The sequence below is a fragment of the Gordonia marina genome (assembly GCF_052036135.1).
Taxonomy (GTDB): domain Bacteria; phylum Actinomycetota; class Actinomycetes; order Mycobacteriales; family Mycobacteriaceae; genus Gordonia.
This window is the reverse complement of sequence record NZ_JBPSDN010000002.1, coordinates 121,015-147,319: the sequence shown is the minus strand read 5'-3', so window position 1 is coordinate 147,319 and position 26,305 is coordinate 121,015. Positions and strand designations below refer to the sequence as shown.

Here is a 26,305-nt window from a genome sequence, read left to right as displayed (position 1 = left end):
TCCGGTGCGGGTAGCGTTTCCGATTGTGCTCGGACTACCACCTGCGATCACCGTCCTGCTCTTCGATCTGGACGGTGTGCTCACCACGACCGCGACGCTGCACATGACCGCCTGGCGGGATGCGTTCAACGACTTCCTGCGACCGCGCGGCGGCGCGCCGTTCACCGATCAGGACTACCTCGACTACGTCGACGGCCGCCCCCGCATCGACGGCGTCCGGAGCTTCCTGGCGTCCCGGAACATCACGGTCGACGACGCCGTGGTCGACCAGATCGCGGACAGCAAGAACGCCGCCTTCATCGCGAGTCTGGAGCGCGACGGGGTGACGCCCTACCCGGGTTCGGTGCGCTACCTCGACGCGGCACGCGCGGCGGGGCTGCGCATCGCGGTGGTGACCTCCAGCAAGAACGGTGCGCTGGTGCTCGACGCCGCGGGGCTGACCGGCTACGTGGAACAGCGGGTGGACGGCAACACCATCGTCGCCGAGGGACTGAACGGCAAGCCCGCGCCCGACTCGTACCTGCGCGGCGCCGAACTGATGGGGGTGCCTCCGGAACAGGCCGCCGTGTTCGAGGACGCCATCTCGGGGGTCCAGGCGGGCGCCGCCGGGCACTTCGGCTACGTTGTCGGGATCGATCGCGTGGGCGGCACCCAGGCCGACGCGATGCGAGCAGCCGGCGCCGACGTCGTCGTCGACGATCTCCACGACCTTCTCTCCGAGTAGCCAGGAGGCCTGTCCCATGGTCGACACCCCGACCCACAGCACGCACGGCGACACCGCCAGCCACACCGACCCGACGAACGTCCCGCAGCACGGCGTCCACCCGGTGCACGGTTTCGACATCAATCCCTGGCAGCTGTGCTGGCGCGGGATGGACGTCGACATGATCGGCCGGACCGAGACGCTGTTCGCGCTGTCCAACGGCCACATCGGGCTGCGCGGCACCTTCGAGGAGGGTGAGCCGGTGGACCAGCCGGGCACCTACCTCAACGGCTTCTTCGAGGCCCGCGACCTGCCGTACGCGGAGAGCGGCTACGGCTATCCCGAGTCCGGGCAGACCGTGGTCAACGTGACCGACGGCAAGATCATCCGCCTGCTGGTGGAGGACGAGCCGATGGATCTGCGCTACGGGCGGACCGTCGACCACGAGCGGGTCCTCGACTTCCGCACCGGCACACTGCGGCGCAGCACGCTGTGGACGTCGCCGACCGGGCGCACCGTCCGCATCCGCAGCGAACGGCTGGTGAGTTTCACCAAGCGGACCATCGTCGCCACCCGCTACGAGGTGGAGCCGATCGGCGAGGACATGAAACTGGTGCTGCAATCCGATCTGCTGGCCAACGAGCCGGTGCCGCTCCCCGGCAACGACCCCCGGCTGGCCGCCGCGCTCGACGCGCCGCTGGTCCCGGCGCTGGCCGACTGCGAGGGAACCTCGGCGGTCCTGGTGCACCACACCAAGCGTTCGGGCCTGACGGTGGCCGCGGCGATGGGTCACGAACTCGATGTGCCCGGCAACGCCGACGTCTTCGTCCGGGCCGACGGCGACCTGGCCCGGATGACGGTCGCGGCGGCCGTCCCGCAGGGCAGCAAGCTGGTGCTGACCAAGTACGTCGCCTACGGCTGGTCGGCGCGGCGCTCGGTCCCCGCGCTCCGCGCCCAGTCCGAGGCCGCCCTCGCGATGGCGGCCGAGACCGGCTGGGATGCGCTGAAGGCCGAGCAGGCCGAGTTCCTCGACGAGTTCTGGCGCGATGCCGACATCGAGATCGACGGCGACCCCGAATTGCAGCAGGCGATCCGGTTCTCCCTGTTCCACGTGCTGCAGGCCGGCGCCCGCGGCCAGTCCCGGCAGATCCCGGCGAAGGGGCTCACCGGCCCCGGCTACGACGGCCACACGTTCTGGGACACCGAGAGCTTCGTGCTGCCGATGCTCACCTACACGGTGCCCGGCGCGGCCGGCGAGGAACTGCGCTGGCGGCACGCCACGCTCGACAAGGCCAAGGCCCGCGCCGCCGAACTCGCCCAGCACGGCGCCATGTTCCCGTGGCGCACCATCGACGGCGACGAGTGTTCGGGCTACTGGCCGGCCGGCACCGCGGGCGTGCACGTGTCCGCGGACATCGCCAACGCGACGGGCCGCTATCTGCGCGCCACCAACGACGAGGCCTTCGAGGTCGAGTGCGGCGTGGAACTGCTCGTGGAGATCGCCCGCTTCTTCGCCGGCTTCGGCCACCACGACACGGCCGGCCGCTTCCGCATCGACGGGGTCACCGGACCGGACGAGTACACCGCCATCGTCAACAACAACGTGTTCACCAATCTCGCTGCGCAGCAAGCGCTTCGGGACGCGGTGGCCGTCGTGCACCGGCAGCCGTCGGTGGCCCGGGAACTCGGCGTGACCGACGACGAGGTGACGTTCTGGGCGTCGTGCGCCGATCACATGACCATCCCGTACGACGAGGCGCACGGCGTGCATCAGCAGTGCGAGGCCTTCACCCTGCTCGACGAGTGGGATTTCGAGGCCTCCCGCGACAAGTACCCGCTGCTGCTCAACTACCCGTACTTCGACCTGTACCGCAAGCAGGTGGTGAAGCAGGCCGATCTGGTGTTCGCGACCTATCTCTTCGGCGACAGCTTCACCGCCGAGGAGAAGCGCGCGGTGTTCGACTACTACTACCCGATCACCGTGCGCGACTCGTCGCTGTCGGCGTGCTGCGAGGCCGTGGCCGCCGCGGAGGTCGGCTACCTGGATCTGGCCTACGACCTGATGTGCGAGTCGGTGTTCACCGATCTGCACGACCTACACAACAACGTGTCGTCGGGCCTGCACATCGCGGCGCTGGCCGGCGCCTGGACCGACTGCGTCGCCGGTTTCGGCGGGATGCGCGACTTCGGCGGCAACATCACCTTCGCGCCGCGGCTGCCGTCCCGGCTGAACTACATGTCGTTCCGGATGCTGATCCGGGAGTCGCGGATCGTCGTCGCGGTCGACACCGACCAGGCCACGTACCGGCTGCTCGACGGCCCGCCGATCGAGCTGGCGCACTTCGGTGAACGGTTCACGCTGAGCGATGTTCCGGTGACCAAGCCGATCCCGGCGATCGAGCCGGGCACGCCGCCGGAGCCGCCGATCGCCTGCGCCCCCTACCGCCGGTAATCTGTGACGCACTATGCGCCCCCCCTTCTACATCACCACCGCCATCGCCTACCCGAACGGTGTGCCGCACATCGGGCACGCCTACGAGTACATCTCGGCGGATGCGCTGGCCCGGTTCAAGCGGCTCGACGGCTACGACGTCCGGTTCCTCACCGGCACCGATGAGCACGGCCAGAAGATGCAGCAGACGGCCGAGAAGGAAGGCATCGGCACCGCCGAGCTCGCGCGCCGCAACTCGGACCGTTTCCAGGACCTGCAGGAGCGACTGGGGTCGTCGTTCGACCGCTTCATCCGCACCACCGACGACGACCACCACCGCGCCAGCCAGGCCATCTGGCAGCGCATGGTCGACGCCGGGGACATCTACCTCGACTCCTATTCGGGCTGGTACGACGTCCGCGACGAGACCTTCGTGGTCGAGGACGACACCCGGGTCGACGACGACGGCAACCGCGTCGCCGTCGAGAACGGGCACGTGCTGACCTGGACGGAGGAGCAGACCTACTTCTTCCGGCTCTCGGCCTACCAGGACAAGTTGCTGGCGCTGTACACCGAGCATCCCGAGTTCATCGGGCCGGACGTGCGCCGCAACGAGGTGGCGAGCTTCGTCGCCGGCGGCCTGAACGACCTGTCCGTCTCGCGCACCACCTTCGACTGGGGGGTGCCGGTCCCGGACGGCGACGGCCACGTGATGTACGTCTGGGTCGACGCCCTCACCAACTATCTGACCGGCGTGGGCTTCCCCGACGACCCCGAGACCTTCGCGCGCTACTGGCCTGCCGACCTGCACATCATCGGCAAGGACATCATCCGGTTCCACTGCGTGTACTGGCCGGCGTTCCTGATGAGCGCGGGGATCGAACTGCCCAAGCGGGTCTTCGCGCACGGCTTCCTGTTCAACAAGGGCGAGAAGATGAGCAAGTCGACCGGCAACGTGATCGACCCGAACTCGCTGATCGACCGGTTCGGCGTCGACCCGGTGCGCTTCTTCTTCCTGCGCGAGGTGAGCTACGGGCAGGACGGGTCGTACTCGACGGAGGCCATCGTCACCCGGATCAACGCCGATCTGGCCAACGAGTACGGCAATCTGGCGCAGCGCACGCTGAGCATGATCGGCAAGTACTTCGACTCGGCCGTTCCGGAGCCGGGCGAGTTCACCGCCGACGACCGCGCGCTCCTCGACGCCGCGGGCACCCTGCTGGGTACCGTCCGGGGACACTTCGACGCCCAGGCCATCCACCTCGGTCTGGAAGCGCTGTGGTCGACGCTCGCCGACACCAACCGCTACATCTCCGCGCAGGAGCCGTGGAAGCTGGCCAAGACCGATCTGGAGCGCACCGCCACCGTGCTGTATGTGTGCGCCGAGGTGATCCGCATCGTCACGCTGCTCGCCCAGCCGGTGATGCCGACCGCGACGGGCACCGTCCTCGACCTGCTCGCCGTGGGCGACGACGACCGCGACTTCGCCGCGCTCGACAAGCGCCTGCTTCCGGGCACCCCGCTGCCCAAGCCTGCACCGGTCTTCCCCCGCGTCGAACTCCCCACCGCCGACTGAGCCTCGCGTCACGATGGTCCTTTCGACACGCCGACTCACTTCGTTCGCCGGCGGCTCAAGGGGCTGTCGACCCCGAGCCCGCCCCGGCGGCGAGGAACGCAGTGACCCGAAGCGGGCCCTTACGGTGAGGAACGCAGTGACCCAAGCCCGTTGAACCGGTGAGAAATGCAATGACCCAAGCCCGTTGAACCGGTGAGAAATGCAATGACCCAAGCCCGTTGAACCGGTGAGGAATGCAGTGACCCAAGCCCGTTGAGCCGGTGAGAAACGCAGTGACCCAAGCCCGTTGAGCCGGTGAGGAACGCAGTGACCAAGCCCGTTGAGCCGGTGAGGAACGCAGTGACCAAGCCCGTTGAGCCGGTGAGGAACGCAGTGACGAACCGTGTCGAAACGCCGCCCTTTGAGCCGGGCCGACGAAGGAGGCCCGTGTCCCGCCACTTGTGCCGGGCCGACGAAGGAGGCCCGTGTCGAAAGGCACCCCCGTGACGAACCGTGCCGAAACGCCGCCCGCACTGGACCTCTTCCGCGCCCTCACCGCACGCACCGAGGCCGACGGCCGCCCCGGTCCCGCCGCCCTGATCGGCGACTGGTGCGACGGCGATGCGGTGATCGCGCCGTCGATCGAGATCGTCCCGGGCCTGCGCCCGCCCGACCGGCCGGACCGGTTCTGGCTCGGCTACCTGGGCTTTCCCGTGCACGGCGACGCCGGCCCGCTCCCCGAGGTCGCGGGCGGCCTGACCGACGGGATGCTGATCCTGCGCGACGGTGACTGGTCGTGGGAGTCCCCGGCCGGCGCGCCCCTCCCCGCCTGGGTCGCCCAGACTCTCGAAGTGCCGAATCGGGGCTCACCGGGAAGCCCGACTCCGCACTTCGCCGACACCGCTCCGCCCGGGTGGACCGCCACCTGGACCCCGCCCGACCGCGACCCCCACCTGGAAGCCGTCGCGGCCTGCCGCGAGGCGATCGCCGCCGGCGAGGTGTACCAGGCCTGCATCTGCACCCGGTTCACCGGCTCACTCGACGGCCGCCCGCACGACTATTTCGCCGATCTCGCCGCGGCCACCACCCCCGCGAAGGCCGCCTTCCTGCACGGTGAGTGGGGCTCGGTGGCGAGTCTGTCCCCCGAATCGTTCCTGTCCCGGCGGGGCGGACGCGTCACGTCGTCGCCGATCAAGGGCACCGTGCCGCGCGACGTCGACCCGCTGGTGCTCGCCGCGTCGGCCAAGGACGTCGCCGAGAACGTGATGATCGTCGATCTGGTGCGGAACGACCTCGGGCGGGTCGCCGCCACCGGCAGCGTCACCGTTCCCGACCTGCTCACGGTGGTCGGCGCACCCGGTGTCTGGCATCTGGTCTCCACCGTCGCGGCGACGCTCGCGGAGACCGTCGGCAACGACGATCTGCTGGCCGCGACCTTTCCCCCGGCGTCGGTCACCGGCACGCCGAAGATCCGGGCCGCGGAGCTGATCGCGGAGTGGGAGCGTGATCCGCGCGGGGTCTACTGCGGCGCCGTCGGCGTCGCCGGCCCGGACGGCCTCCTCGACCTGAACGTCGCGATCCGGACCGTGGCGATCACCCCGGACGGCACCATGGCCCTCGGCGTCGGCGGCGGCATCACCTACGACAGCGACCCGACCGCCGAATGGCAGGAGTGCCTGGACAAGGCGGCCTCGATCGTCACTCGCGGCGGGCGGTGAGCACCGCCTCGTAGATCTCGCGGCGGCTGAACGGAGTCCCGGCGGCGGCCTGCTCGCACGCGTCCTTGAGGCGCGTCCCGGCATCGGCGAGCGCGGCCGCACGAGCCACCACCGAGTCGAGGTCCGCCTCGTCGTCGACGGCGGAGGCCCCGGCGATCACGACGGTGATCTCCCCCCTCACGCCCCCGGCGGCCCACTCGGCGAGGTCGGCGAGGCCGCCGCGGCGCACCTCCTCGTAGGTCTTGGTCAGTTCGCGGCACACCGCGCCACGCCGGTCGGGGCCGAGCACCTGCGCCGCATCGGACAGCGTCTGCGCCAGGCGATGCGGCGATTCGAAGAAGACCACCGTGCGCGGCTGCGTGCGCAGGGACGCGAGCCAGTCGCGGCGGGCACCCGGTTTGCGCGGCGCGAAGCCGTCGAAGCAGAAGCGTTCGGAGGGCAGCGCGGACAGCGCCAGCGCGGTGGTGACGGCCGACGGGCCCGGCAGGCAAGTGACCCGCAGTCCGGCGTCGGCGCACGCGGCGACCAGCCGGAATCCCGGATCGCTGACCGACGGCATCCCGGCGTCGGTGATCAGCAGCACCGTCGCCCCGCCGGCGATCGCCTCGACGAGTTGCGGTGCGCGCTGCGCCTCCACGTGGTCGTAGTAGCTGACCAGCCGGCCGCCGATGGTCACGTCCAGCGCGGCCGCGAGCGAGCGTGCCCGGCGGGTGTCCTCGGCGGCCACGATGTCCGCCGAACCGAGCGCTTCACGCAGCCGCGGCGACGCATCTCCGGCCTGCCCCATCGGTGTCCCGGCCAACACCAGTGCTCCACTCACCTGCACCAAGCTACCCGTCCTCTACCATCGGCCTGGTGAGTCCCGCCGTCGCCGATCGCGCCACCGTCCTGCCCCGGGCGCGCGTCGAAGACCTCGGCACGGCACCCGGCCCGGAGATCCCCGAACCGGTCTTCGGCGCCACCGATCGGCTGCGCGGCACCATCGTCGGCGCCGTCATCACGATCCTCGCGGTGATCACCCGGTTCTGGGACCTGAGCGATCCGACCGACCAGGGCACCCCGGTGTTCGACGAGAAGCACTACGTCCCGCAGGGCTGGCAGGTGCTGACCGGCGGCGGCTGGATCGAGGACAATCCGGCGTACGGCCTGGCGGTGCACCCGCCGGTCGGCAAATGGATGATCGCCGCCGGTGAGGCGATGTTCGGCTACGGCCCGGTAGGCTGGCGGTTCGCCGCCGCCGTCTCCGGGGTGATCATCGTCCTGGCGGTCTATCTGACGACGCGCCGGCTGAGCCGCTCGACGCTGATCGGCGCGCTCGCCGGCCTGTTCGCGATCTGCGACGGCGTGCTGTTCGTGCAGTCCCGCATGGGCATGCTCGACATCTTCCAGGCCCTCTGGCTGGTGCTGGCCTTCGCGTGCCTGATCGCCGACCGCGACCAGGTCCGGGCCCGGCTGCACCGCGCGTACGTCGAAGGCCGGATCGGCGACAGCCCGCTCGGCCCGCGACTGGGCTTCCGCTGGTACCGCTTCACCGCCGGAGTGATGCTCGGGCTGGCGCTCGGCACCAAGTGGTCGGGCATCGTCTTCTTCGCGGCCCTGTCCCTCGGGTTCGACGTCGCCGCGCGCAAGGCGTACCACGTGCCGAAACCGTGGAAGGGCACGCTGCTGCGCGACGTCCCGGCGGGCCTGGCCTCGCTGGCGGCGCTGCCCGTGGCGATCTACCTCGCGACCTTCGCCGCGTGGTTCCGCTCGGAGAGCTCGGTGTACCGCTACGTGGTGGGCACCGAGGTCGGCACCGGCGGACCGTTCTCCTGGGTGCCGGCCGCCCTCCGGTCGTTCTGGTACTACGAGAGCGGCATCCTGCAGTTCCACGAGGGCCTGACCAACGCGGCGGGCAATCATCATCCGTGGGAATCCAAGCCGTGGACCTGGCCGATGGGCCTGCGTCCGATGCTGTACGCCATCTCGTACGGCCCCGATCAGTGCGGTGGCAGCGACTGCATCCGCGCCCAGATGCTGGTCGGCACCCCTGCCCTGTGGTGGCTCTCGATCCCGATGCTCGTCTGGGGGCTGTGGCGGATGATCGGCCGCCGCGACTGGCGGTACGCCGCCGTGCTCACCGCGTACGGCGCCGGGATGCTGCCGTGGTTCGCGTCCATCGACCGGCAGATGTACTACTTCTACGCGACGGCCTTCGCCCCGTTCCTGGTGATGGGGCTGGCGCTGTGCTGCAGCGACGTGCTGGCGAGCGCGTCGAAGGGCAGATATTCGCAGACCCGGGTACTCGCGATCCTCGCCGTCTCGGTCTATGTGGCGCTGGTGGTGGCGAACTTCGCCTTCCTCTGGCCGATCCTGACGGGGGCGCCGGTCTCCAACGACTTCTGGAACTCCGAACTCTGGCTGCCGAGCTGGACCTGACCGGCCCCCGGCCGCGGGACTACTCCGCGAGCACGATGCCGATGCTGGTCATCGCCCAGATCAGGAAGATCACCAGCAGCAACCACATTCCGCCCTGCCAGATCTGCCAGTGACCGCCGGCGCGCCACCACCCGTAGGCCCGGGAGCCGGTCACCAGCGCACCGATCAGGACGACGGCCGGGGCGGCCAGCAGCAGGACCGTCGCCGGCACACCGGATGACGCGGCACCGGTGACCGCGATCGCCGCGGCGAGACCGAGCGTCACGATCACCGAAACCGCCATCTCGCGCAATTCGCCGCGCGGCAGCCGGGGTTCCAGGTCGTCGTCTCCGGGCTGTTGCTGGGGCACGGCCGGGCGATCCTGCGTGTTCACACCTACGCAGAATACGCGTAGAGCAGAAAGTCCTTCCGTCCGTGCATCCGCGCTGCGCTTGGGACAGAATGAGGTCAAGGCTTCTGACGGATGCACACCGGAGGTGTCCGGGCCGCGGGTAATCGAGGATGTGGAACTCACGATGAGCGTGATTCTTGTCGGTGTAGACGGTTCGGCCGAAGCGGTCAACGCGGTGCGCTGGGCGGCACAGACCGCCGCGCTGGAGGGCGCCGACCTCAAAATCGTCTCGGCCTACACGACCACCACGAGCGACTACGCTCCCGGGCTGGTGATCCCGCAGGACGTGATCGACGCGATCCGCGGTGAGGTCAGCAAGTACGTGCAGGATGCCGCCAAGGTCGCCGAGGAAGCGGCGCCCGGCATCACCATCCACGGCTCCATCGCCGAGGGCGACGCCGCGCACGTGATGATCGACTTCTCCGAGAGCGCCGAGATGGTGGTGCTCGGCAGCCGCGGCCTGGGCGGGCTGAAGGGTCTGTTCCTCGGCTCGGTGAGCACCAGCGTCGCCGCGCACGCCAAGTCCAAGGTCGTGATCGTGCCGACCGAGGCCAAGCTGAGCGACGGCCCCGTCGTGGTCGGCGTCGACGACTCGAAGATCAGCGACCCGGCCGTCGCCGAGGCCTACCGCCAGGCCGACCTGCGCAAGGCCGAGCTGATCGCCGTGCACACCTGGACCCCGCTCGACGCCGACGCCCTGCACGGCTTCGGACTGAGCGCCGAGGAGATCCAGGAGATGAGCGAGCAGGCCATCGAGGCCGTCTCCGAGCGCATGGCCGGCTACACCGAGGACTACCCGGATGTCCCGGTCAAGCGCGTGGTGATCCCCGAGGAGCCCGGCAAGGCCATCCTCGACGCGGCCGGCGATTCCGCGTCGCTGATCGTCATGGGCAGCCGCGGCCGCGGCGGCTTCACCGGCCTGCTCCTGGGTTCGCGCAGCCAGAAGGTGCTGCACAACGCCCAGGTGCCGGTGATGATCGTGCGCCACCACTGAAACACCTTCCACGCGGCCTCTGGGTCCTGCTGGCGGCCAATGTCGTCATCGCCCTCGGCTATGGACTGATCGCCCCTGCGCTGCCGCTGTTCGCGGACACCTTCGGGGTGTCCCTGACGGCGGTCACCGCGGTGGTCTCGGCGTTCGCCGTGATGCGGTTGCTGTTCGCCCCCGCGACGGGGCGGCTGGTGACCGTGCTCGGCGAACGCCGGATCTATCTGACCGGTCTGGCGATCGTCGCCGCGTCCACCCTCGCGTGCGCCTTCGCGGCGAGCTACTGGCAGCTGCTCGTCTTCCGCGCCGCCGGCGGCATCGGGTCGACGATGTTCTCCGTGTCGGCGATGGCGCTGCTGATCCGGCTGGCCCCGCCGCAGATCCGCGGACGCGCCTCCGGGTACTTCTCGGCGGGCTTCCTGATCGGCAACCTCACCGGACCGCTGATCGGCGCGGCGCTCGTCGGCTATGGACTGCAACTTCCGTTCGTCGTCTACGCGGTGGCCCTGGTGATCGCGGCGATCGGTGTCGCCACCATGATGCCGCCGGTGCCCGCGCACGGGGTGGATCAGACGCCGGCGACCGCCACCGCCCCGGTCGAGACGGTCACCTTCGGCCGGGCGTGCCGCGACGACGCATACCGCGCGATCCTCGCCTCCAACTTCGCCCAGGGCTGGGCCTCGATGGGTGTGCGCATCGCCCTGGTCCCCCTCTTCGTGACCCAGGGCCTCGGTTCCTCGGATGCCTGGGCCGGCGTCATCCTGGCGTTCTACGCCGGCGGGAACATGATCGCCATTCTCACCGCGGGCCGGCTCTCCGATCGCTTCGGGCGACGCCCCGTCCTGATCCCCGGTCTCGCCATCGCGGCGGCATCGACCGCGGCCCTCGGCTACTCCCCGAACCTCGCCGTGGCGCTGGCCCTCACCACCGTCGGCGGCCTCGGTTCGGGACTGTTCGCGCCGACCCATCAGGCCGCGCTGGGCGACGTCCTCGGCATCCACCAGCGCGGCGGTTCGGCGCTCGCCGCGTACGGCATGTCGTCCGATCTGGGCGCGGTCACCGGGCCGATGGTGACCGGCGCGGTCGCCACCGCCTGGGGTTTCGGCCCCGCTTTCGTGCTGACCGGTCTGGTGTGCGCGGTCGCGCTGGCGATGTGGCTCGCGGCCCGGGAGACGCTCAGCCGCTGATGCTCAGCTCGGCGGCGTCGAGCTGGGCGAGTTCCGCGGTCAGCACCGCAGAGCTGTAGGCGCCGCGGTTGCGCAACTCCAGCAGCCGCCGGCGCTGGGCGGCGACCATCCGGCGGCGGATCCGCCGCAGTTCCTTCGCGGTCGCGATCCGGCGCTCCAGCACCTGCGCGTCGTCGTGGTCCTCGTCCTCGGGGTTCTCCAGCTCGTTCAGCAGCTCCACCTGCTGGGCGATCAGCGAGTCCTCGCCGACCACGGCCGGATCGGACAGGACCTCCCGTCCGACCTCGATCATCTCCCCGCGCAGCCGCTTCTTCTCCGCGCGCACCAGCGCGGACTGGTCAGGTAGCTTCAGGGCGCGCAGCACCGGCCCCATCAGGCCGCCCTGGATGGTCAGCGACAGCGCGGCGACGAAGAAGGCGACCAGGATCAGCAGCGCCCGGTACGGGGTGTCGGCCGGCAGCGTCTGCGCCGCGGCGAGCGTCACCACACCGCGCAGACCGCCCCACACGACCACGGTGCCCTCCCGCACCCCCATCGATTCGGTGCGGTAGTAGTCGATGTCGGCCAGCCGCCGGTCGATGATCGAGTGATACCGGCGGCCGCGGGTGTCGGCGTCCTCGAGCGGGTCGAGCGAGTCCTTCATGGCGGCGAGCGTCTGTTCGTGCGCGATGATGCGCCGGGACCGTCGTTCCAGCAGCCAGACCATCGGCACCACGAACACCCAGCGCAGCGCCAGGATCATCACCAGCGCCACCGCGGCCGGCCACAGCGCGTGCAGCCAGCTCTCGTGTTCGTGACTCACCTCGACCACCAGGGTCCACAGCTCCAGGCCCATCATCAGGAACAGCCAGCCCTCGAGAAGCACCTCGACGGTCCGCCAGTTCTGCACATCGGACTGCCGGTGCGCGGCGGTCAGGTACTTCACCGCGGACAGGCCGGACACCAGACCCGCCGCCACCGCCGCCACCAGCCCGGACGCCCCGATCAGCTCGGCCGGGATGTAGGCGATGTAGGGCAGCGTGAACGACACCGCCGTCGCCACCGCGGTGTTCCGGATCCGGGCCCGCAACCGGCCGCTGATCAAGCCGATCGCCACGCCGACGGCCACCGCCGCGATCAGCGACCACAGGAAGTTGAGCACCACGCCGCCGAACGAGATGCCGCCCGCCGTCGCCGCGATGGCCGCGCGCAGCACCACCAGGGCGCTCGCATCGTTGAACAGACTCTCCCCGGACAGCACGGTGACGATCCGGTTCGGCGCGCCGAGTCGTTTGATGGTCGCGGTGGCGACCGCATCGGTCGGACTCACGATGGCACCGAGCGCGACGCCGAAGGCGTAGTCGATGTTCGGCAGGATCGCCTCGAAGAACAGGCCGAGCACCAGCGCCGACACCACCACCAACACGATCGACAACGCTCCGATGGCCTGGAAGTCGCGGCGGAAGTCCATCACCGGCATGGCTCGCGCGGCGGCGAAGAGCAGCGGCGGCAGCACGCCGACCAGGATGATCTCCGGATCCACGTCGAATTCCGGCATCGCGGGCAGAAAGCTCACCGCCACACCCACCGCGACGAGGAGCAGCGGCGCTGCGATCCGCAGCTTGGGGGCGAGCGTGTTGGCGGCGGCGATCGCGAAGACGCACAGCACCGCGACGACAGCGATCTCTATCGGGTCCACCGCCCCATTGTGGCGGACGCCTCTTTCTTCCCGCAGATCAGATCAGATCATGACATCGCTCGTTGACAAGAACTACCCGGCCTGTCACCGTTGATTCAGAACACGTTCTCGCTGCCGGGCATGACTTGTCCGGACCGCCGAAGGGACCGACATGACCAGCACACAGCCGCGACCGATCGCGTACGAGCCGCCCGCCGACAAGGCCGGGACCGACGCCGACTACAACCAGATCGTCGAGGACCTCTCCGCCGCCTCGGTGCACCGGAATTTCGATCCCTACGTGCACATCGCGTGGGACGCCCCGGAGATGGCGATCATCCCGAACGACGAACGCTGGATCCTCGATCCCGAGGTCGACCCGGTCGGCAAGCACCCCTGGTACAAGGCCCAGCCGATCGAGAAGCAGATCGAGATGGGCATGTGGCGGCAGTCGAACGTCGCCAAGGTCGGCCTGCAGTTCGAGTCGATCCTGATTCGCGGCCTGCTGCAGTACGCCTCGAAGCTGCAGAACGGCGACAAGCGCTTCCGCTACGTGACGCACGAGTCCAAGGAAGAGTGCAACCACACCCTGATGTTCCAGGAGATGGTGAACCGGGTGGGCATGGACGTGCCCGGCATGCCGCGCTTCCTGCGGACGATCGATCCGATCATCCCGCTGTTCTCCACCATCTTCCCGTCGGTGTTCTTCTTCGGTGTGCTGGCTGGCGAGGAGCCGATCGACCACCTGCAGAAGGACTTCCTGCGGGCCGGCGCCAACGTGCACCCGGTGATGGCCGCCGTGATGGAGCTGCACGTGGCCGAGGAGGCCCGGCACATCTCGTTCGCCCACCACCACCTGCGTGAGACCATCCCCCGCCGCAGCAAGCCGACTCGGCTCGCCCTGTCGGTCACCATGCCGCTCGTCATGCGCATCCTGTGCAGCGCCATCGCGAAGCCCCCGGCCGCTTTCCCGCGCACGTTCGACATCCCGGACGACGTCTGGAAGGAGATGTTCTGGAAGTCGGAGGACTCCGAGCGCTTCCTGATCGACGTCTTCGGCGACGTCCGCATGCTCGCCGAGCAGTGCGGCCTGATGAACCCGGTCTCGCGACGGGTCTGGAAGGCCCTGGGCATCTACGGTCGCGCCTCGCGCTACCGCAGCGAGCCCGCGTACGACGCGCACTGAGCCGAAGCACCGCAAGACGCCTCGAGGCGTCTCCGATCACGAACTGAGTGACTCCATGCCCCACGTCGTCACCCAGGCATGTTGCGGCGACGCCTCGTGCGTTTACGCCTGCCCGGTCAACTGCATCCATCCGACCCCGGACGAACCCGATTTCGGCACCGCCGAGATGCTCTACATCGATCCGGACACCTGCGTCGATTGCGGCGCCTGCGTCACCGCCTGCCCGGTCGGCGCGATCTCCCCCGGCCACCGGATCCCGGAGACGCAGAAGCGTTTCGCCTCGGTGAACGCGGACCACTACCGCGATCCGTCGCCGGACGCCGTCCGGTTCCCGGTCAGCGCGCTGTGGCGCAAGCCGCTCGCGCCGATCGAGAAGCCGAGATCGCTGCACGGCACCCCCGACCCGCTCCGGGTCGCGATCGTCGGCTCCGGGCCGTCGGCCATGTACGCCGCCGACGAGCTGCTCAAGCACCGGCAGGTCCACATCACGATGTACGAGCGGCTGACCGAGCCCTTCGGTCTGGCCCGCTTCGGCGTCGCGCCCGACCATCCGGCGACCCGCAGCGTGGTGAACCTGTTCAACACGATCGCGCAGAACCCGCGCCTGCGGATCCTGCTGAACGTGGAGATCGGCCGCGACATCACGCTCGACGAACTGCGCGAGCAGAACCACGCCGTGCTCTGGGCCGGCGGCGCGCCGACCGACCGGCCGCTGGAGATCACCGGCGTCGACCTGCCCGGCGTGCAGAGCGCGACCTCGGTCGTCGGCTGGTACAACGGCCACCCCGACTTCGTCACGGCCGGCCCGCGACTGGACACCGAGCGCGCGGTCATCATCGGCAACGGCAACGTCGCCCTGGATGTCGCCCGTATCCTCACCGCGGACACCAATCGACTCGCGGTCACCGAGATATCTCTCGATGCCCTTGCGGCGCTGCGTGATTCGCAGCTCCGCGAGGTGGTCGTGGTGGCTCGCCGCGGCCCCGAGCACGCGGCGTTCACGCTGCCCGAGCTGATCGGCCTGGCCGACGGACCGGCCCGCGTCTGGGTCGACCCCGCCGACCTGGAACACGTCGACGACGACGCGGTGCACGACATCGAGACCGCCGAGAAGATCGTGCTCCTGCGCGAGATCGCGGCCGGCCCGAAGCCGGAAGAACCGTACCTGCGGCTGGCGTTCGGCCTCACCCCCGAGCGGGTTCTGGGCACCGATCGCGCCGAGGGCGTCCGCTTCCGCCGGACGACGACCGACAGCGAGTTCGCCGACCTCGACGCCGGGCTCGTCTTCACCGCGATCGGCTACCGCGGCCGCCCCGTCCCGGGCCTGCCGTTCGACGACGCGCGCGGCACCGTCGCCAACGTCGCCGGCCGGGTGGTCGCCGATCAGCATCCGGTGCCCGGTCTGTACGTGACCGGCTGGATCAAACGCGGACCGAACGGCTTCATCGGCACCAACAAGACCGACTCCACCGAGACGGTCGCGAAGCTGCTCGCCGACGCCGAAGCGGGCCTGCTGTCCCCGGCTCCGGTCGGCGTATAGCGCAGAGGCACACCGAACACAAGAGAACACCGAGATCGACCGCCCGGGCTGTGGACAGCCCGGGCGGACTCGTCCGGCCTGTGGACAGCGCCACCCACGCGGAGGCGCGATGCGCGTCAATGGGAGGACATCGCATCGACCACGGGGGTTCTCATGAGCGAGTTCGGGATCACACCGGAGCATCTGCACACCATCGCCGACACCTGGCAGCACGAGGGGCAGACCCTCACCGGGCTGCGGTTCACGCCCGGTCTCGCGCCGGCGTTCGGGTGCGCCACGCTCGACGGGCTGCTGCGGTGCGCCGAGGCCGCCGAGCAGACGTCCGGACGCCTCGGTGACGAGCTGGCGGCCCTCGGCCGCGCGGTCGGCCGCTTCAACGCGCTCACCCAGGAGTCGGACGCGGCCGCCGCCGCGGCGATCATCGGCGGCGGGTCGTGATCAGCCTCAGCGCGGTACGGGCCTGGCCGCTGGAGCAACTGGAACCGGCCACCGGCACCGTCGACCGCGGCGCCGAGTCGATCTTCGGCGGCACCGGACGCGCGCAGTCGGCCATGTCCGGCGGCGGCGACTGGATCGGCGCCACCCACGATGCCGCCGGACGTGCGATCGAGATTCAGGCGGCCCGCGGCAAGCGCCTGGTGACCGCCCTCGAGGCCGTCGCCGCGGACGGCAGGCGCGCGAGCGGCGAACTCATCCCGATGCGCTCGGAACTGCTGAAGCTGGTCGGCGCCGCCGAGGCCGCGGGCTTCACCGTGACCGACGACGGCCGGGTGACGCACACCGCGGCCGAGCGGAGCGCGGACGCGTCGTATCTGGCGGGCCGCATCACGCCGCTGCTGCACAGGATCGGCGACCTGGACGCGGAGATCGGCCGCGGCCTGACGGAGCGGGCCGGGCAGCTCACCGGACACGGCCGGCTGATCGCCGCCCCGGGCGGCGGCTGGGACATGCCGGTCGGCGCCATCGAGGCACTCAAACGCATGCCGCCGCAAGCGCGTCGCGCGTACTGGGAGTCGCTCTGGCCGGAGGAGATCGACGTCCTGCTCGCGACGCGACCGGAAACACTCGGCAACCTCGACGGCATCCCGTTCGCCGACCGGGCCCGGGCCAACAACGTGAACATCCGCGTGGCGCTGGCCGTGGAATACGCGGAGGGCCGCGGCGGCGGATCCCGCGCCCGTGAACTCGCCGATCTCCTCCGTCCGGTGCGGGGCCGCGACGGAGAACTCGTCCCCCGCACGTTCATCGCCTTCTCTCTCGCGGGCAACGGCCGCTACATCGAGCAGGTCGGCGAGCTGCATCCCGGGGTGCCCGGCGTCGGAGTGCTGATCCCGGGGACCGGCTCCCACCTCGGGAACAGCGACAAGTCACGGAGCAAGGCGGCCGAACTGGCCGCCCGCTCGGGCGCCCCGGTCTTCGTCTACTGCGACGGCGACCTGCCGCAGCGGATCGCCCCGGAGGGCGGGCACAGCACTCTGGGCGACCCGCTGGGCGTCACCGGCACCGCGGTCGACCCGGGACCGGCCGCGACGATGGGCGCCTCGCTGGTCGGCTTCGGCCGCGCCCTCGACGCCGAGATCGCCGCGCAGGCACCCGGTGCGCCGACCACCTACATCGGCCACTCGTACGGCGGTTCGGTGCTCGGCACCGCCGAGCAGTACGGTCTGCGCGCCGACAACGTCGTCTTCGCCTCCTCCGCGGGCATCGGCGTCGCCCACACGCCGTGGCACGACCCGAACCCGGACGTCCACCGCTATTCGATGACCCCGCCCGGCGATCCGATCCACGTGGCGCAGCGGTACGGCGGCGCCGTGCACGGCGGCGATCCGGACTCGGTGCCCGGCGTGCAGCGCCTGGACACCGGGTTCTACGGTCCGCACGGCAAGCATCCCGGCGCGCTGGTCGCGGGGATGGACGCGCACTCGGCGTACCTCGAAGATCCCGATTCGACCGCGTTCGGGAACCTGGTGACGATCCTCCGCGGCGAGACGCCGACCCCCTACGTCGATCGTGGGCCGGACATCCCCGGCTCCGAACGCACCGGGGAGGCTCCCTTCGGCACGGCGGGGATGCCGATCACCGCGTTCGCCGGCGCCCTGGCCGGACTCCTCGCGCACTGACGGCGCTGAGTCAGGCGAATCGGTGGATCTCACCGGCGGGCCAGCCGGGATCGCCGGTGACGGCGAAGCGGACCCAGGCGCCGTGCATGTCGTCGGCGACCCGCTGATCCGGCTCCGGTCCGGCGAGCCGCTCCGCGTCGGCGAGGTGGTCGAAGACGAACGGGATCTCCACCGCGTGGCCGGCGCGGATGTCGGCGACCGGGCTCGGGGAGTCGAACTCGAACAGGTACGTCGCCGAGTCGGCCCGCAGCTCGGCGATCGCCCGCGTCGGCAGCGCGAACGCGACCGCGGTCAGCGCCGCGCACAGCGCGTCGCCGGCCGACTCCCCCGCGGCCAGTCGGGCATCCAGGTCGGCGGTGTCCATGTTCGAGCGCAGCAGCATGCCGCGGGCCAGCTCCGGGGTCGCCATCGCGGCCACCCCCGTCGGAACCAGGAAGAAGCGGAACTCGTCGGCGTTCCAGCCGGCCAGCAGCGGCACACCGCGCCCGGCGCCCGCGGCGATCGAGGCCACCGGGACGTCCGGCAGCACCGCACCGTCGAGCACCGGGAACACCCCCATGATGCCCATGCCCTGGTCGACGACGGTGCGGCCCCAGATCGCCGGGTCCGGGTTCAGTGTCAGCTCGAGCGCCGCCTGCGTCTGCGCGGAGAGCAGCGCCTCCACCGGCAGCGAGGCGAGGCCGTCGACGTCGGCCGGGACCCCGGCGATCTCGGCGATCCGCGCCGTCACCCGGCGCGCGTCGGCGGGGTCGGCGGCGATGTGCCCGCCGCCGCTCTCCATCACCGCCTGCTGGAACAGCCCCTCGGCCAGTGGCGAGGAGAGAAGTGACGCGACGCTCATCGCGCCCGCCGACTCCCCGAAGATCGTCACCCGCGCGGGGTCGCCGCCGAAGGCGGCGATGTTCTCGCGCACCCAGGTCAGCGCGGCGATCTGGTCGAGCAGACCGCGATTCTCCGGAGCCCCGTCGACCGACCCGAAGCCGGGAACACCGAGCCGGTAGTTGATACCGACCGCGACCACGCCGTCTCGGGCGAAGGTGTCGCCGGAGTACATCGGAAGGCGATTGGAGCCGCGCGCGAACGCCCCGCCGTGAATCCACACCATCACCGGCAGCCCGTCGGCATTCGGGTCCGGCGTCCAGACGTTCAGGTTGAGGTAGTCGTCACCGAGTTCGATGACGTTGTCGAGGATCGCGGCGATCAGTTCCGGATAGCCGACTTGCGGCGCGGTCGGGCCGTACGACGTCGCATCGCGGACTCCCGTCCACGGCTCGACGGGGGCCGGCGGCTCGAAGGCCGCCCGGCCCGTCGGCGGTGCGGCGTACGGGATCCCGAGGAAGGCACTGATGCCGCCGGCGGTGGTTCCGCGGACCTCGCCCGCGATCACGGTGACGACGGGCCGGGTATCGGAGGCATTCTGGTCGAGGCTCACGATTTCGGACCCTACGCGTCGATCCGCGATACTGGGGCGAGAGTCTTCAGTTACCCGGGGGGTCGGAGTGAAAGTCACTGCTCGACGACGTGTCGTGTTCGCCGCAGCGGTCGGCGCGGTGCTGTCGCTGTCCGGGTGCGGCCCGCAGGACACCATGCGGGCCGCGGACTCGTCGTCGGCCGCCGCCGCGTCCGGTACGGACCGGACAGCGGACACCACCACCGCGGCGGCACCGACGAGCCGGGACACCGGGAGCGCCGATCAGGCCGCGACCGCCGCACTGACCACCCTGGGCACGCTGCCGGTCAAGGGCCGCGCGCCGAAGACCGGGTACGCGCGCGACCTGTTCGGCCAGCGCTGGAGCGACGACGTGAACGTCGAGTTCGGGCACAACGGCTGCGACACCCGCAACGACATCCTGCGCCGCGACCTGACCGGTGTCGTCGCGAAGGCCGGCACCCGCGACTGCGTCGTCGCCGCCGGCACCCTCGATGATGCGTACACCGGCAAGACGATCGCGTTCACCCGGGGCGAGTCGTCGTCCGCGGCGGTGCAGATCGATCACCTGGTGGCGCTGTCGGATGCGTGGCAGAAGGGCGCGCAGCAGCTGTCGTCCGACGAACGGCGCGACTTCGCGAACGACCCGCGCAATCTTCAGGCCGTCGACGGTCCCACCAACCAGGCCAAGGGCGACGGCGATACCGCCACCTGGCTCCCGCCCAACCGGCGCTATCGCTGCACCTACGTGGCCCGGCAGATCGAGGTGAAGGCCGCCTACCGGCTGTGGGTGACGCCCGCGGAGAAGGCGGCGATGACGCGGGTGCTCACCGGGTGCGGCGGTACCGCACCGGCCGACGAGAACACGTCGACGACCACCCCCGGCGAGACGCCCGAGACGCCGCGGCCCCGGCCGCTGGTGGAGACCCCGCAGGCCGGCGGCGACGTCTACTACGAGAACTGCGCGGCGGTCCGGGCCGCGGGCAAGGCGCCGCTGCTTCGCGGCGAGCCCGGCTACTCCGCCAAGCTCGACCGTGACGGCGACGGTATCGCCTGCGAGTGATCGGCCCGGCGGCGTCGACCGACCGCCTCCACCGACTTCACGACGGCCGCGAGCACCGGTGCGCCCAGGACCATCCCGAGCAGACCGGCGATGGTGCCACCGATGATGGTCGCCAGCAGCACCGAGATCGGATGCAGCCGCAGCGACGAACCGAGCGCCCACGAACTGACCGCGCTCTGGATGGTGCCGTTGGAGATCAGGAAGGTCACCGCCATGACCGCCGCGGCCGTCGTACCGCCCGATCCGAAGGCGATGATCACCACGAACGCCCCGGCGATCCACGCCCCGAGGAAGGGCACGAAGGAGAGGAAGAAATACAGGATGAAGATCGGGATCGCCAGTGGCACACCAAGGATGAACAGCGGGATCATGAAGATCGGCGCGGTGAGGACGGCGGTGATCGCGGTGCCGCGGAAGTAGCCGCGGATCGACTGGCGGGAGATCTCGGTGACCTCGTCGACGGTGCCGAGGTCGAGGTGTGCGACGGTGGCGAACCAGGCGGCGAACCGCCGGCTGTCGCGCAGGACGAAGAACAGGAAGAAGACGCCGAAGAAGACACCCATGACGAGCGAGATGGTGCCGTAGAAGGTACTCGTCACCGCGCCGAGGACACCCGAGCCGACCGCGGGGGCCACGTCGTCGAGCGCCGCCCGGCCGCGCTCCATCCAGGCATCCTCGATGTCGAGCGTCTCAACCCACTTGAGGAGACTGTCCCAACCCGCGGTCAGCTGGGCCTGGATCTCCGACCACTGATCGATGAACCCGAAGACGACGATCGCGATGGTGCCGGCGAGGACCGCCAGCGCGACGAGCAGCGTGATCGCCGTGGCCAGGGAGGTCGGGCAGCGATGCCGCTCCAGGAACCCGACCATCGGCTCCAGCACCACGCCGAGGATCACCGCGACCGCGAGCGGGATGAGGATGCCGCTGACCGCGGCCAGAGCGAGGAAGACCACCACGATCAAGGCGATCACGCCCAGCGCCGACCACGACAGCACGCCCAGCCGTTTGATTCGCCCGAAGGCCGCCTTCTGCTCGGATCGATCCATCGCCACAGTCCCCCTCGTGTCCGGCGCCGAGTAAACCACGGCCTCAGCACTCTATGCCGAAGCTCAAGGACTACTCAAGGGTCCTAAGTCGCGATACGGTCCGCACCCGGATCCGCGCGAGTGAACAGCGCGTGACCGGAGGATTTCGGTCAGACTGACCCGATCCGGCGATCGCCGGGGTTTCCGGAGGTGAAGCGCCGCGAACCGGTCCTCACGGAAGCGGGTATGGGTGGCATCACATGACGCCTCCAATGTGATTCGGCGCCGCACTGCAGAGCTGAAAGCGCTTGGGGTGCAACGCTTTTCTCACATCGAACGATGTGCTTCACCCCAACGAAAGGAAACACCATGTTCCCCGCCCTGACCCAGTTCTTCGACAGCTTCACCGTCTTCGGCGGCGACCTGCTGCACATCGCCATCACCCTCGGCCTCGGCGGCTGATCGCCGGACCGCATTTCCTGTCGGAGGATACTCACGCCGTTCGCCCCAGCCGGGGTGGACGGCGTGAGTCTATTCGGGGGTCAGGACAGGCGGCCCTCCGTGCCGTAGAGGCCGCCGCCGAACGCCGCCGCACCGTCGAGCGGGACGCGCCAGCGCTGGTGGACCGCGTCTCCCGGGCGGTAGGCCACCACCGCGGAGGTATCGACCCGGCCGTCGCTGAAGTAGGTCAGCATCGCCAGGTCCTCACCGTCGGTGCCGAGCACCGGCGAGCACGGGATGGCGCCCCCGGACCCGTTCGCGGCCGCGAAGGCGTAGCAGTGACCGGCACCGGCGTCGACCAGCACTTGCTTGCCCACACCCCACACCTGGATCTTCGACGCGTCGCGTTGCGACACCGTCTTCTTCCAGAGGTTCCGCTTCTGCGCGGGGTCCAGTGCCACGACGACGACGTCACGGTCGTCGCGTTCTTCGAGCACCACCGGGACGGGGGCGGCCGGAAGCGGCCGGTACGCGAGCCCGGCGTCGAACCGGTCGTCCCGGGGTACCGGCGACATGGTGACCGCCGCGAGCCGCTGCCCGCCTTCGGCCGACACCGCGCCGGGCAGCGCCGTGCCTCGGCCGTCGAAGAACCGGATCGCGTTGCCGCCCCGTTCGAGCGCGAAGCCACCCGGATAGCCGAGGTAGCGCACCTGTTGTCCCTGCTTGACGGTGATCTTGACCAACTCACGGCCGTCGTCGGCCGACCGGACGATGCCCTCGCCGTCGGCACCGGGCTTCTTGTGGAGTTCGTAGACCGTGTGCGCCCCGGGCGAGGCGACGAACGAGTCGCCGCTCGCCCGCCACGCGACGGTGCCGTCGGTACGGAAGCGGGTGGGCGGACTGTCCGGGGACCAGACCAGGAAGCCGTCGCCCACCGGGTAGCCGGCCGCCGCGCCGGTGCCGGTCACACGCTGAACCACCTTGCCCGCGTCGAGGTCGAGGAAGAAGAGTTCCGGGCCGTCCGGCCCGCCGACGGCGCACAACGCGCGGGCGTCGTTCACCAGGCAGTCCGGCACGGCGGTCTTCTCGCCCAGGCCGATGGTGGCGATCCGCTCGCCCGTCGTCGCCCGTACGACGGCGAGTGACCAGGCGCTGAACGGGTCGTCCCGCAGTGCGTAGAGCACGCGGCGGCTGTCGCCCCCGACCGGTGCCGCCACGAATTCCGGCTGCTCGGCGGGGAAGGTCCAGCGCATGGCCGGCTGTGCCGTCAGGGACGACAGTTCCGGGGTCACCGCACTGAGCGGCGACGGCGGCTGCTTCGCCAGTTCCGCCGCCCGGCGGGCCGAAGCGATCAGACCGGCCACCATCAGCGCCACCACCGCGAGCACACCGAAGATGAGCAGTCGGCCCCGCCATGTCGAGAGCAGCTTCCGCAGGAAGTTCACCCCGGACACGGTACCGTCGCAGGCCGCCGACCAGCGTTCACCAAGAAATCTGCGTCCCGGTCTCCCAATTCCGGGCGAGACGTGACATAGTGAACCGGGGCCAGAATCTTGGTCTGACACTCTGAAGAAGGCAGTAAATAAGCATGGCACAGGGAACCGTCAAGTGGTTCAACGGCGAAAAGGGCTTCGGCTTCATCGCTCCCGACGGTGGTGGCGAGGACGTCTTCGTCCACTACTCCTCGATCTCCGGTAGCGGCTTCCGCAACCTGGAAGAGGCTCAGCGCGTCGAGTTCGACATCGAGCAGGGCGCCAAGGGCCCGCAGGCGACGAACGTCTCCGCGGTCTGAGACCGATACACCCAGAACGCCCCGGTGATTCATTTCACCGGGGCGTTCCGGCATCTCCGGGACTCGCAGCCCGCGAAGGCCCGGGGCTGATGACCCGATCGTGGGCACCGCCGACGGACCTCCCCACGGCGTCACCGGACTTCAGGGACCGCCGACCCACGTCTCGCCCCCGCACATGATCGCTTTGCCGCTCGGATCCTGGGCGACGCGGTCGACGGAGATGTCGCACGGCTCGCCGATGTCGTGGACCTCGCCCGAGTTCTCGGCGTGGCCCACCCAGACGTAGCCGCCGTCGGCGCCCATGTAGTTGCAGACCAGGCTCTCCCCGTCCGCCGCCGTACCGAAACTCCGCGCTTCTGACTCCAGACACGGCCCGCCCTCGACCACCGTCGACCCCGTCGGCACCGGCGGCGGCACATAGGCCGTCTCGGTGGTCGTCGATACCGGCGGCGGGGCGGGAGCCGTCTCGATGACGGTCGCCGTGGCCCCCGCCGGCGGCGCCGCATCCCCGGTCCCGCGGTGCAGCACGACGATGGTCACCACCACGGCCACCGCGATCGCCAGCAGTGTGGCGACGATCGCGAGCAGGATCGTCGTCGAGCGGTCTCGGGACGCCATCGTCGATCTCTTTCGGTAGTCACGGGTGGGCGTCGCTACGCGGCACCCCGCGCCAGGCCCCGGGGTGCCACGAATGTTCTCCAGCGGCGCCGGAATCGTCGTCCGAAGCCTTTGAACCAGTTGTCGTCGCCACGGTCGTAGAACGTCTTCGCGACCCACAGACCCATGATCAGCAACGCGGCGTCCAGACCGAGCGACCAAGGACCCGCGCCGCCGGCGAGATCGTCGGCGAGCCCGATCAGGGCCCAGACCGGCACCGCGAGCACGGTCACCGCGCGCACCGACGCGAGGACATATCGCCGGTGACTCCCCGGCACCGACCTCGTGTGCAGGATGTTCGCCATCAGGTCGATGACGACGACCGGCAGCAGAACGCATTGAACGATCAATACCGGATCCATCGCTCCCCCCTTCACGGTGTGTGTTATGTCAGGACAGTACGACGCACCTCCGACAACGCTCCCCGGTCAGAGGCCGATCGCCTCGGGATGGTCGTCGATCCACGCCTGGCTGGCCTTCACCGCGCGGCGCAGGGCGATCCGTTCGCCGAGGTAGGTGGCCGGGCCACCCAGCAGCGGCACCCAGCCGAGGTGACTCAGCAGTGCCGGCGACTGCGGCCGCGCACCGAGCGCCTTCTCCAGTTTTCGCAGGCCGGTCGCGATGTCCCAGAGACCCTTCACGACGGCCGTGGTCAGTTCCCCCGCGGATGACGGAAATTCGCGCGGCGGCGCGTGGTCGATGTCGGACCCGTCCACCTGGCGGCCGAACAGGACCGCACCGAGCAGAGCGATCTGGTCGCTGCGCCGGACCACGCCGTATTCGCGGCCGGCTGCCAGCACGATCAGCGCCTGACTCGCGGCCCCGAGGAGCGGGCCGACCGGGAGCTTCTTGGTCCACGCGCCGAACATGCCCGGGAAGGCCACGCCGAGCGTGCTGAGCGCCCCGACCCGGCCCACCCACCAGTCGATGCGCTCCTGCAGGTTCAGCTTCTCCCAGCCTGCGGTACCCGGCCAGTCCGCGATGGTCAGCGCGGTCGCCGTCACGTCACCGAATCGGGTCGGGATCAGGTCGTACCAGCGGCGGCCGAAGGTTCGCGGCTTGAGGTTGAGCGGGTCCGACGTCGCCAGGATATCGAGGATCGGGTCGGCGACCGACGCCGCCCGGTCGAGGATCGTGGCGATCTGCGCGTCACTCATAGCCATGGCGCCAACCTACCGGGGCCGCGCGTCGAAAGTGCTTCGGTATGTGCTCGGCGTGAGCCCGATGACTCGGTGGACGTGCTGGAGCGACATGCCGGCGCGCGGATCGGTCCTTCCGGAGGAAGAGACCGACCGCCGGGATGCGCTGCGGCTCAAACGATCGAGCCGTCCGCCTAGGCGTATCCGGCGAGCCCGGATATGGAGAACTCCCCTGTTCTGATCTGCCTCGTTCAGATCCGAGTGCGCTGCCGACCTGGCACCTCGACGGCGCCTACTCCGCGACTGGACCGAAGCCCACCTGTCCGGCAGGTGCCCGACCAGCGACCTCGTACAGATCGTCACCGACTCGCGCAGCGCGATGAAGGCCGACCCAACGGCCGGGCGCTCACCGACCGAAAGACGGACTCAGTCGTCGCCGGCGTCCTCCTCACCCTTCTTCCCCTTCTTGTCACCTTCGGTATTGCTGCCGCTACTCCTGCCGTTGTCGTCGCCGCTTCGAGCGATGCTCATGCCGAAATACGCTGCGGCGATCGAGACCACGGGAGCGACGACGACGCCCATCAGCGCGGTGACACCCTCGACATTCGTCTTGGTCTCACTCTTGGTGACGCCGTCCTCGATCACCGTCGTCGTGACCTGCATCGCGTCGACCGAAATCCACATCATGAGGACGAGCGCGGCCAACGCGAATGTGACCACCCACAACCCTGTCCGGATCCGGCTGTTCCCGCGCTTTCGCTGGAACCACAGCTTCCAGAATTCGGTCATGATCGCCCCTTCCTCGCAAAGTGGTTCTCGGATCATAGGTATGGGCCCTCGTCACCGGTGACGACTTCGGAAG

The 26,305-nt window shown here is 70.0% G+C and carries 23 protein-coding genes; 13 read left to right on the top strand and 10 right to left on the bottom strand.

Going from position 1 to position 26,305, the window contains the following annotated elements:
* Positions 1–25: 25 nt before the first annotated feature.
* From ACSEEN_RS01690 to ACSEEN_RS01675, 4 genes are all read left to right on the top strand, one after another.
* Positions 26–724: a beta-phosphoglucomutase family hydrolase gene (locus ACSEEN_RS01690; protein ID WP_298440503.1), complete on the top strand. Its 699-nt coding sequence runs from the start codon at positions 26–28 to the stop codon at positions 722–724.
* 148 nt (positions 725–872) lie between these two features.
* Positions 873–3,155 (top strand): glycoside hydrolase family 65 protein, encoded by a 2,283-nt coding sequence (locus ACSEEN_RS01685; RefSeq protein ID WP_440712154.1) that lies wholly within the window; start codon positions 873–875, stop codon positions 3,153–3,155.
* Positions 3,156–3,168: 13 nt separating this feature from the next.
* Entirely contained in the window at positions 3,169–4,710 is a 1,542-nt protein-coding gene (gene metG / locus ACSEEN_RS01680; RefSeq protein ID WP_247866536.1) for a methionine--tRNA ligase, read from the top strand.
* A 482-nt stretch (positions 4,711–5,192) separates the two neighbouring features.
* Complete coding sequence (locus ACSEEN_RS01675) at positions 5,193–6,407, top strand: aminodeoxychorismate synthase component I (RefSeq protein WP_440712107.1); 1,215 nt, start codon at positions 5,193–5,195, stop codon at positions 6,405–6,407.
* Here the strand turns inward: ACSEEN_RS01675 and rsmI are convergent.
* Positions 6,388–7,227 (bottom strand): 16S rRNA (cytidine(1402)-2'-O)-methyltransferase, encoded by an 840-nt coding sequence (gene rsmI / locus ACSEEN_RS01670; protein ID WP_440712106.1) that lies wholly within the window; start codon positions 7,225–7,227, stop codon positions 6,388–6,390. The genes ACSEEN_RS01675 and rsmI overlap by 20 nt on opposite strands.
* 68 nt (positions 7,228–7,295) lie before the next feature.
* Here rsmI and ACSEEN_RS01665 point away from each other — a divergent pair, with 68 nt between their 5' ends.
* On the top strand, positions 7,296–8,825 hold the full coding sequence (locus tag ACSEEN_RS01665) for a dolichyl-phosphate-mannose--protein mannosyltransferase (RefSeq protein WP_440712153.1): 1,530 nt from the start codon (positions 7,296–7,298) through the stop codon (positions 8,823–8,825).
* Positions 8,826–8,844: 19 nt separating this feature from the next.
* On the opposite strand, the gene ACSEEN_RS01660 is transcribed toward ACSEEN_RS01665, so the two are convergent.
* Positions 8,845–9,198, bottom strand: coding sequence for a hypothetical protein (locus ACSEEN_RS01660; RefSeq protein ID WP_440712105.1), 354 nt, complete (start codon positions 9,196–9,198; stop codon positions 8,845–8,847).
* Between the two features lie 142 nt (positions 9,199–9,340).
* Here ACSEEN_RS01660 and ACSEEN_RS01655 point away from each other — a divergent pair, with 142 nt between their 5' ends.
* Positions 9,341–10,210 carry a universal stress protein gene (locus tag ACSEEN_RS01655; protein ID WP_440712104.1) on the top strand — a complete coding sequence of 290 codons (870 nt, stop codon included), beginning with the start codon at positions 9,341–9,343 and terminating at the stop codon, positions 10,208–10,210.
* Entirely contained in the window at positions 10,207–11,391 is a 1,185-nt protein-coding gene (locus ACSEEN_RS01650; RefSeq protein ID WP_440712152.1) for an MFS transporter, read from the top strand. The genes ACSEEN_RS01655 and ACSEEN_RS01650 overlap by 4 nt, the downstream gene beginning before the upstream one ends.
* On the opposite strand, the gene ACSEEN_RS01645 is transcribed toward ACSEEN_RS01650, so the two are convergent.
* Complete coding sequence (locus ACSEEN_RS01645) at positions 11,381–13,069, bottom strand: cation:proton antiporter (protein WP_440712103.1); 1,689 nt, start codon at positions 13,067–13,069, stop codon at positions 11,381–11,383. The two genes, ACSEEN_RS01650 and ACSEEN_RS01645, sit on opposite strands and share 11 nt — an antisense overlap.
* A 151-nt stretch (positions 13,070–13,220) precedes the next feature.
* On the opposite strand from ACSEEN_RS01645, the gene ACSEEN_RS01640 reads away from it, so the two are divergent.
* From ACSEEN_RS01640 to ACSEEN_RS01625, 4 genes are all read left to right on the top strand, one after another.
* Complete coding sequence (locus tag ACSEEN_RS01640) at positions 13,221–14,234, top strand: AurF N-oxygenase family protein (RefSeq protein ID WP_247866532.1); 1,014 nt, start codon at positions 13,221–13,223, stop codon at positions 14,232–14,234.
* 55 nt (positions 14,235–14,289) lie between these two features.
* On the top strand, positions 14,290–15,774 hold the full coding sequence (locus tag ACSEEN_RS01635) for a 4Fe-4S binding protein (RefSeq protein ID WP_440712102.1): 1,485 nt from the start codon (positions 14,290–14,292) through the stop codon (positions 15,772–15,774).
* A gap of 153 nt (positions 15,775–15,927) precedes the next feature.
* Entirely contained in the window at positions 15,928–16,212 is a 285-nt protein-coding gene (locus ACSEEN_RS01630) for a hypothetical protein (protein WP_247866530.1), read from the top strand.
* Positions 16,209–17,894 carry an alpha/beta hydrolase gene (locus ACSEEN_RS01625; RefSeq protein ID WP_440712101.1) on the top strand — a complete coding sequence of 562 codons (1,686 nt, stop codon included), beginning with the start codon at positions 16,209–16,211 and terminating at the stop codon, positions 17,892–17,894. The genes ACSEEN_RS01630 and ACSEEN_RS01625 overlap by 4 nt, the downstream gene beginning before the upstream one ends.
* Before the next feature lie 10 nt (positions 17,895–17,904).
* Here ACSEEN_RS01625 and ACSEEN_RS01620 read toward each other — a convergent pair whose 3' ends face one another.
* Entirely contained in the window at positions 17,905–19,326 is a 1,422-nt protein-coding gene (locus ACSEEN_RS01620; protein ID WP_440712100.1) for a carboxylesterase/lipase family protein, read from the bottom strand.
* Positions 19,327–19,420: 94 nt separating this feature from the next.
* On the opposite strand from ACSEEN_RS01620, the gene ACSEEN_RS01615 reads away from it, so the two are divergent.
* Positions 19,421–20,386 carry a GmrSD restriction endonuclease domain-containing protein gene (locus ACSEEN_RS01615; protein WP_440712099.1) on the top strand — a complete coding sequence of 322 codons (966 nt, stop codon included), beginning with the start codon at positions 19,421–19,423 and terminating at the stop codon, positions 20,384–20,386.
* Here the strand turns inward: ACSEEN_RS01615 and ACSEEN_RS01610 are convergent.
* A complete protein-coding gene (locus ACSEEN_RS01610; RefSeq protein WP_247866526.1) occupies positions 20,338–21,435 on the bottom strand; it encodes an AI-2E family transporter in 1,098 nt (365 codons plus the stop codon). The two genes, ACSEEN_RS01615 and ACSEEN_RS01610, sit on opposite strands and share 49 nt — an antisense overlap.
* 521 nt (positions 21,436–21,956) lie before the next feature.
* On the bottom strand, positions 21,957–23,300 hold the full coding sequence (locus ACSEEN_RS01605) for a PQQ-binding-like beta-propeller repeat protein (protein WP_298440524.1): 1,344 nt from the start codon (positions 23,298–23,300) through the stop codon (positions 21,957–21,959).
* A 143-nt stretch (positions 23,301–23,443) separates the two neighbouring features.
* Here ACSEEN_RS01605 and ACSEEN_RS01600 point away from each other — a divergent pair, with 143 nt between their 5' ends.
* Positions 23,444–23,647, top strand: a complete 204-nt coding sequence (locus ACSEEN_RS01600) for a cold-shock protein (protein ID WP_247866524.1) — start codon at positions 23,444–23,446, stop codon at positions 23,645–23,647.
* A 141-nt stretch (positions 23,648–23,788) separates the two neighbouring features.
* Here ACSEEN_RS01600 and ACSEEN_RS01595 read toward each other — a convergent pair whose 3' ends face one another.
* The 4 genes from ACSEEN_RS01595 to ACSEEN_RS01580 form a co-directional block, all read right to left on the bottom strand.
* Positions 23,789–24,265: a hypothetical protein gene (locus ACSEEN_RS01595; RefSeq protein WP_298440528.1), complete on the bottom strand. Its 477-nt coding sequence runs from the start codon at positions 24,263–24,265 to the stop codon at positions 23,789–23,791.
* Positions 24,266–24,300: 35 nt separating this feature from the next.
* Positions 24,301–24,666 carry a hypothetical protein gene (locus ACSEEN_RS01590; protein ID WP_247866522.1) on the bottom strand — a complete coding sequence of 122 codons (366 nt, stop codon included), beginning with the start codon at positions 24,664–24,666 and terminating at the stop codon, positions 24,301–24,303.
* Positions 24,667–24,732: 66 nt separating this feature from the next.
* Complete coding sequence (locus ACSEEN_RS01585; protein WP_247866521.1) at positions 24,733–25,467, bottom strand: hypothetical protein; 735 nt, start codon at positions 25,465–25,467, stop codon at positions 24,733–24,735.
* Between the two features lie 402 nt (positions 25,468–25,869).
* Positions 25,870–26,268, bottom strand: coding sequence for a hypothetical protein (locus ACSEEN_RS01580; RefSeq protein WP_440712098.1), 399 nt, complete (start codon positions 26,266–26,268; stop codon positions 25,870–25,872).
* Positions 26,269–26,305: the final 37 nt, after the last annotated feature.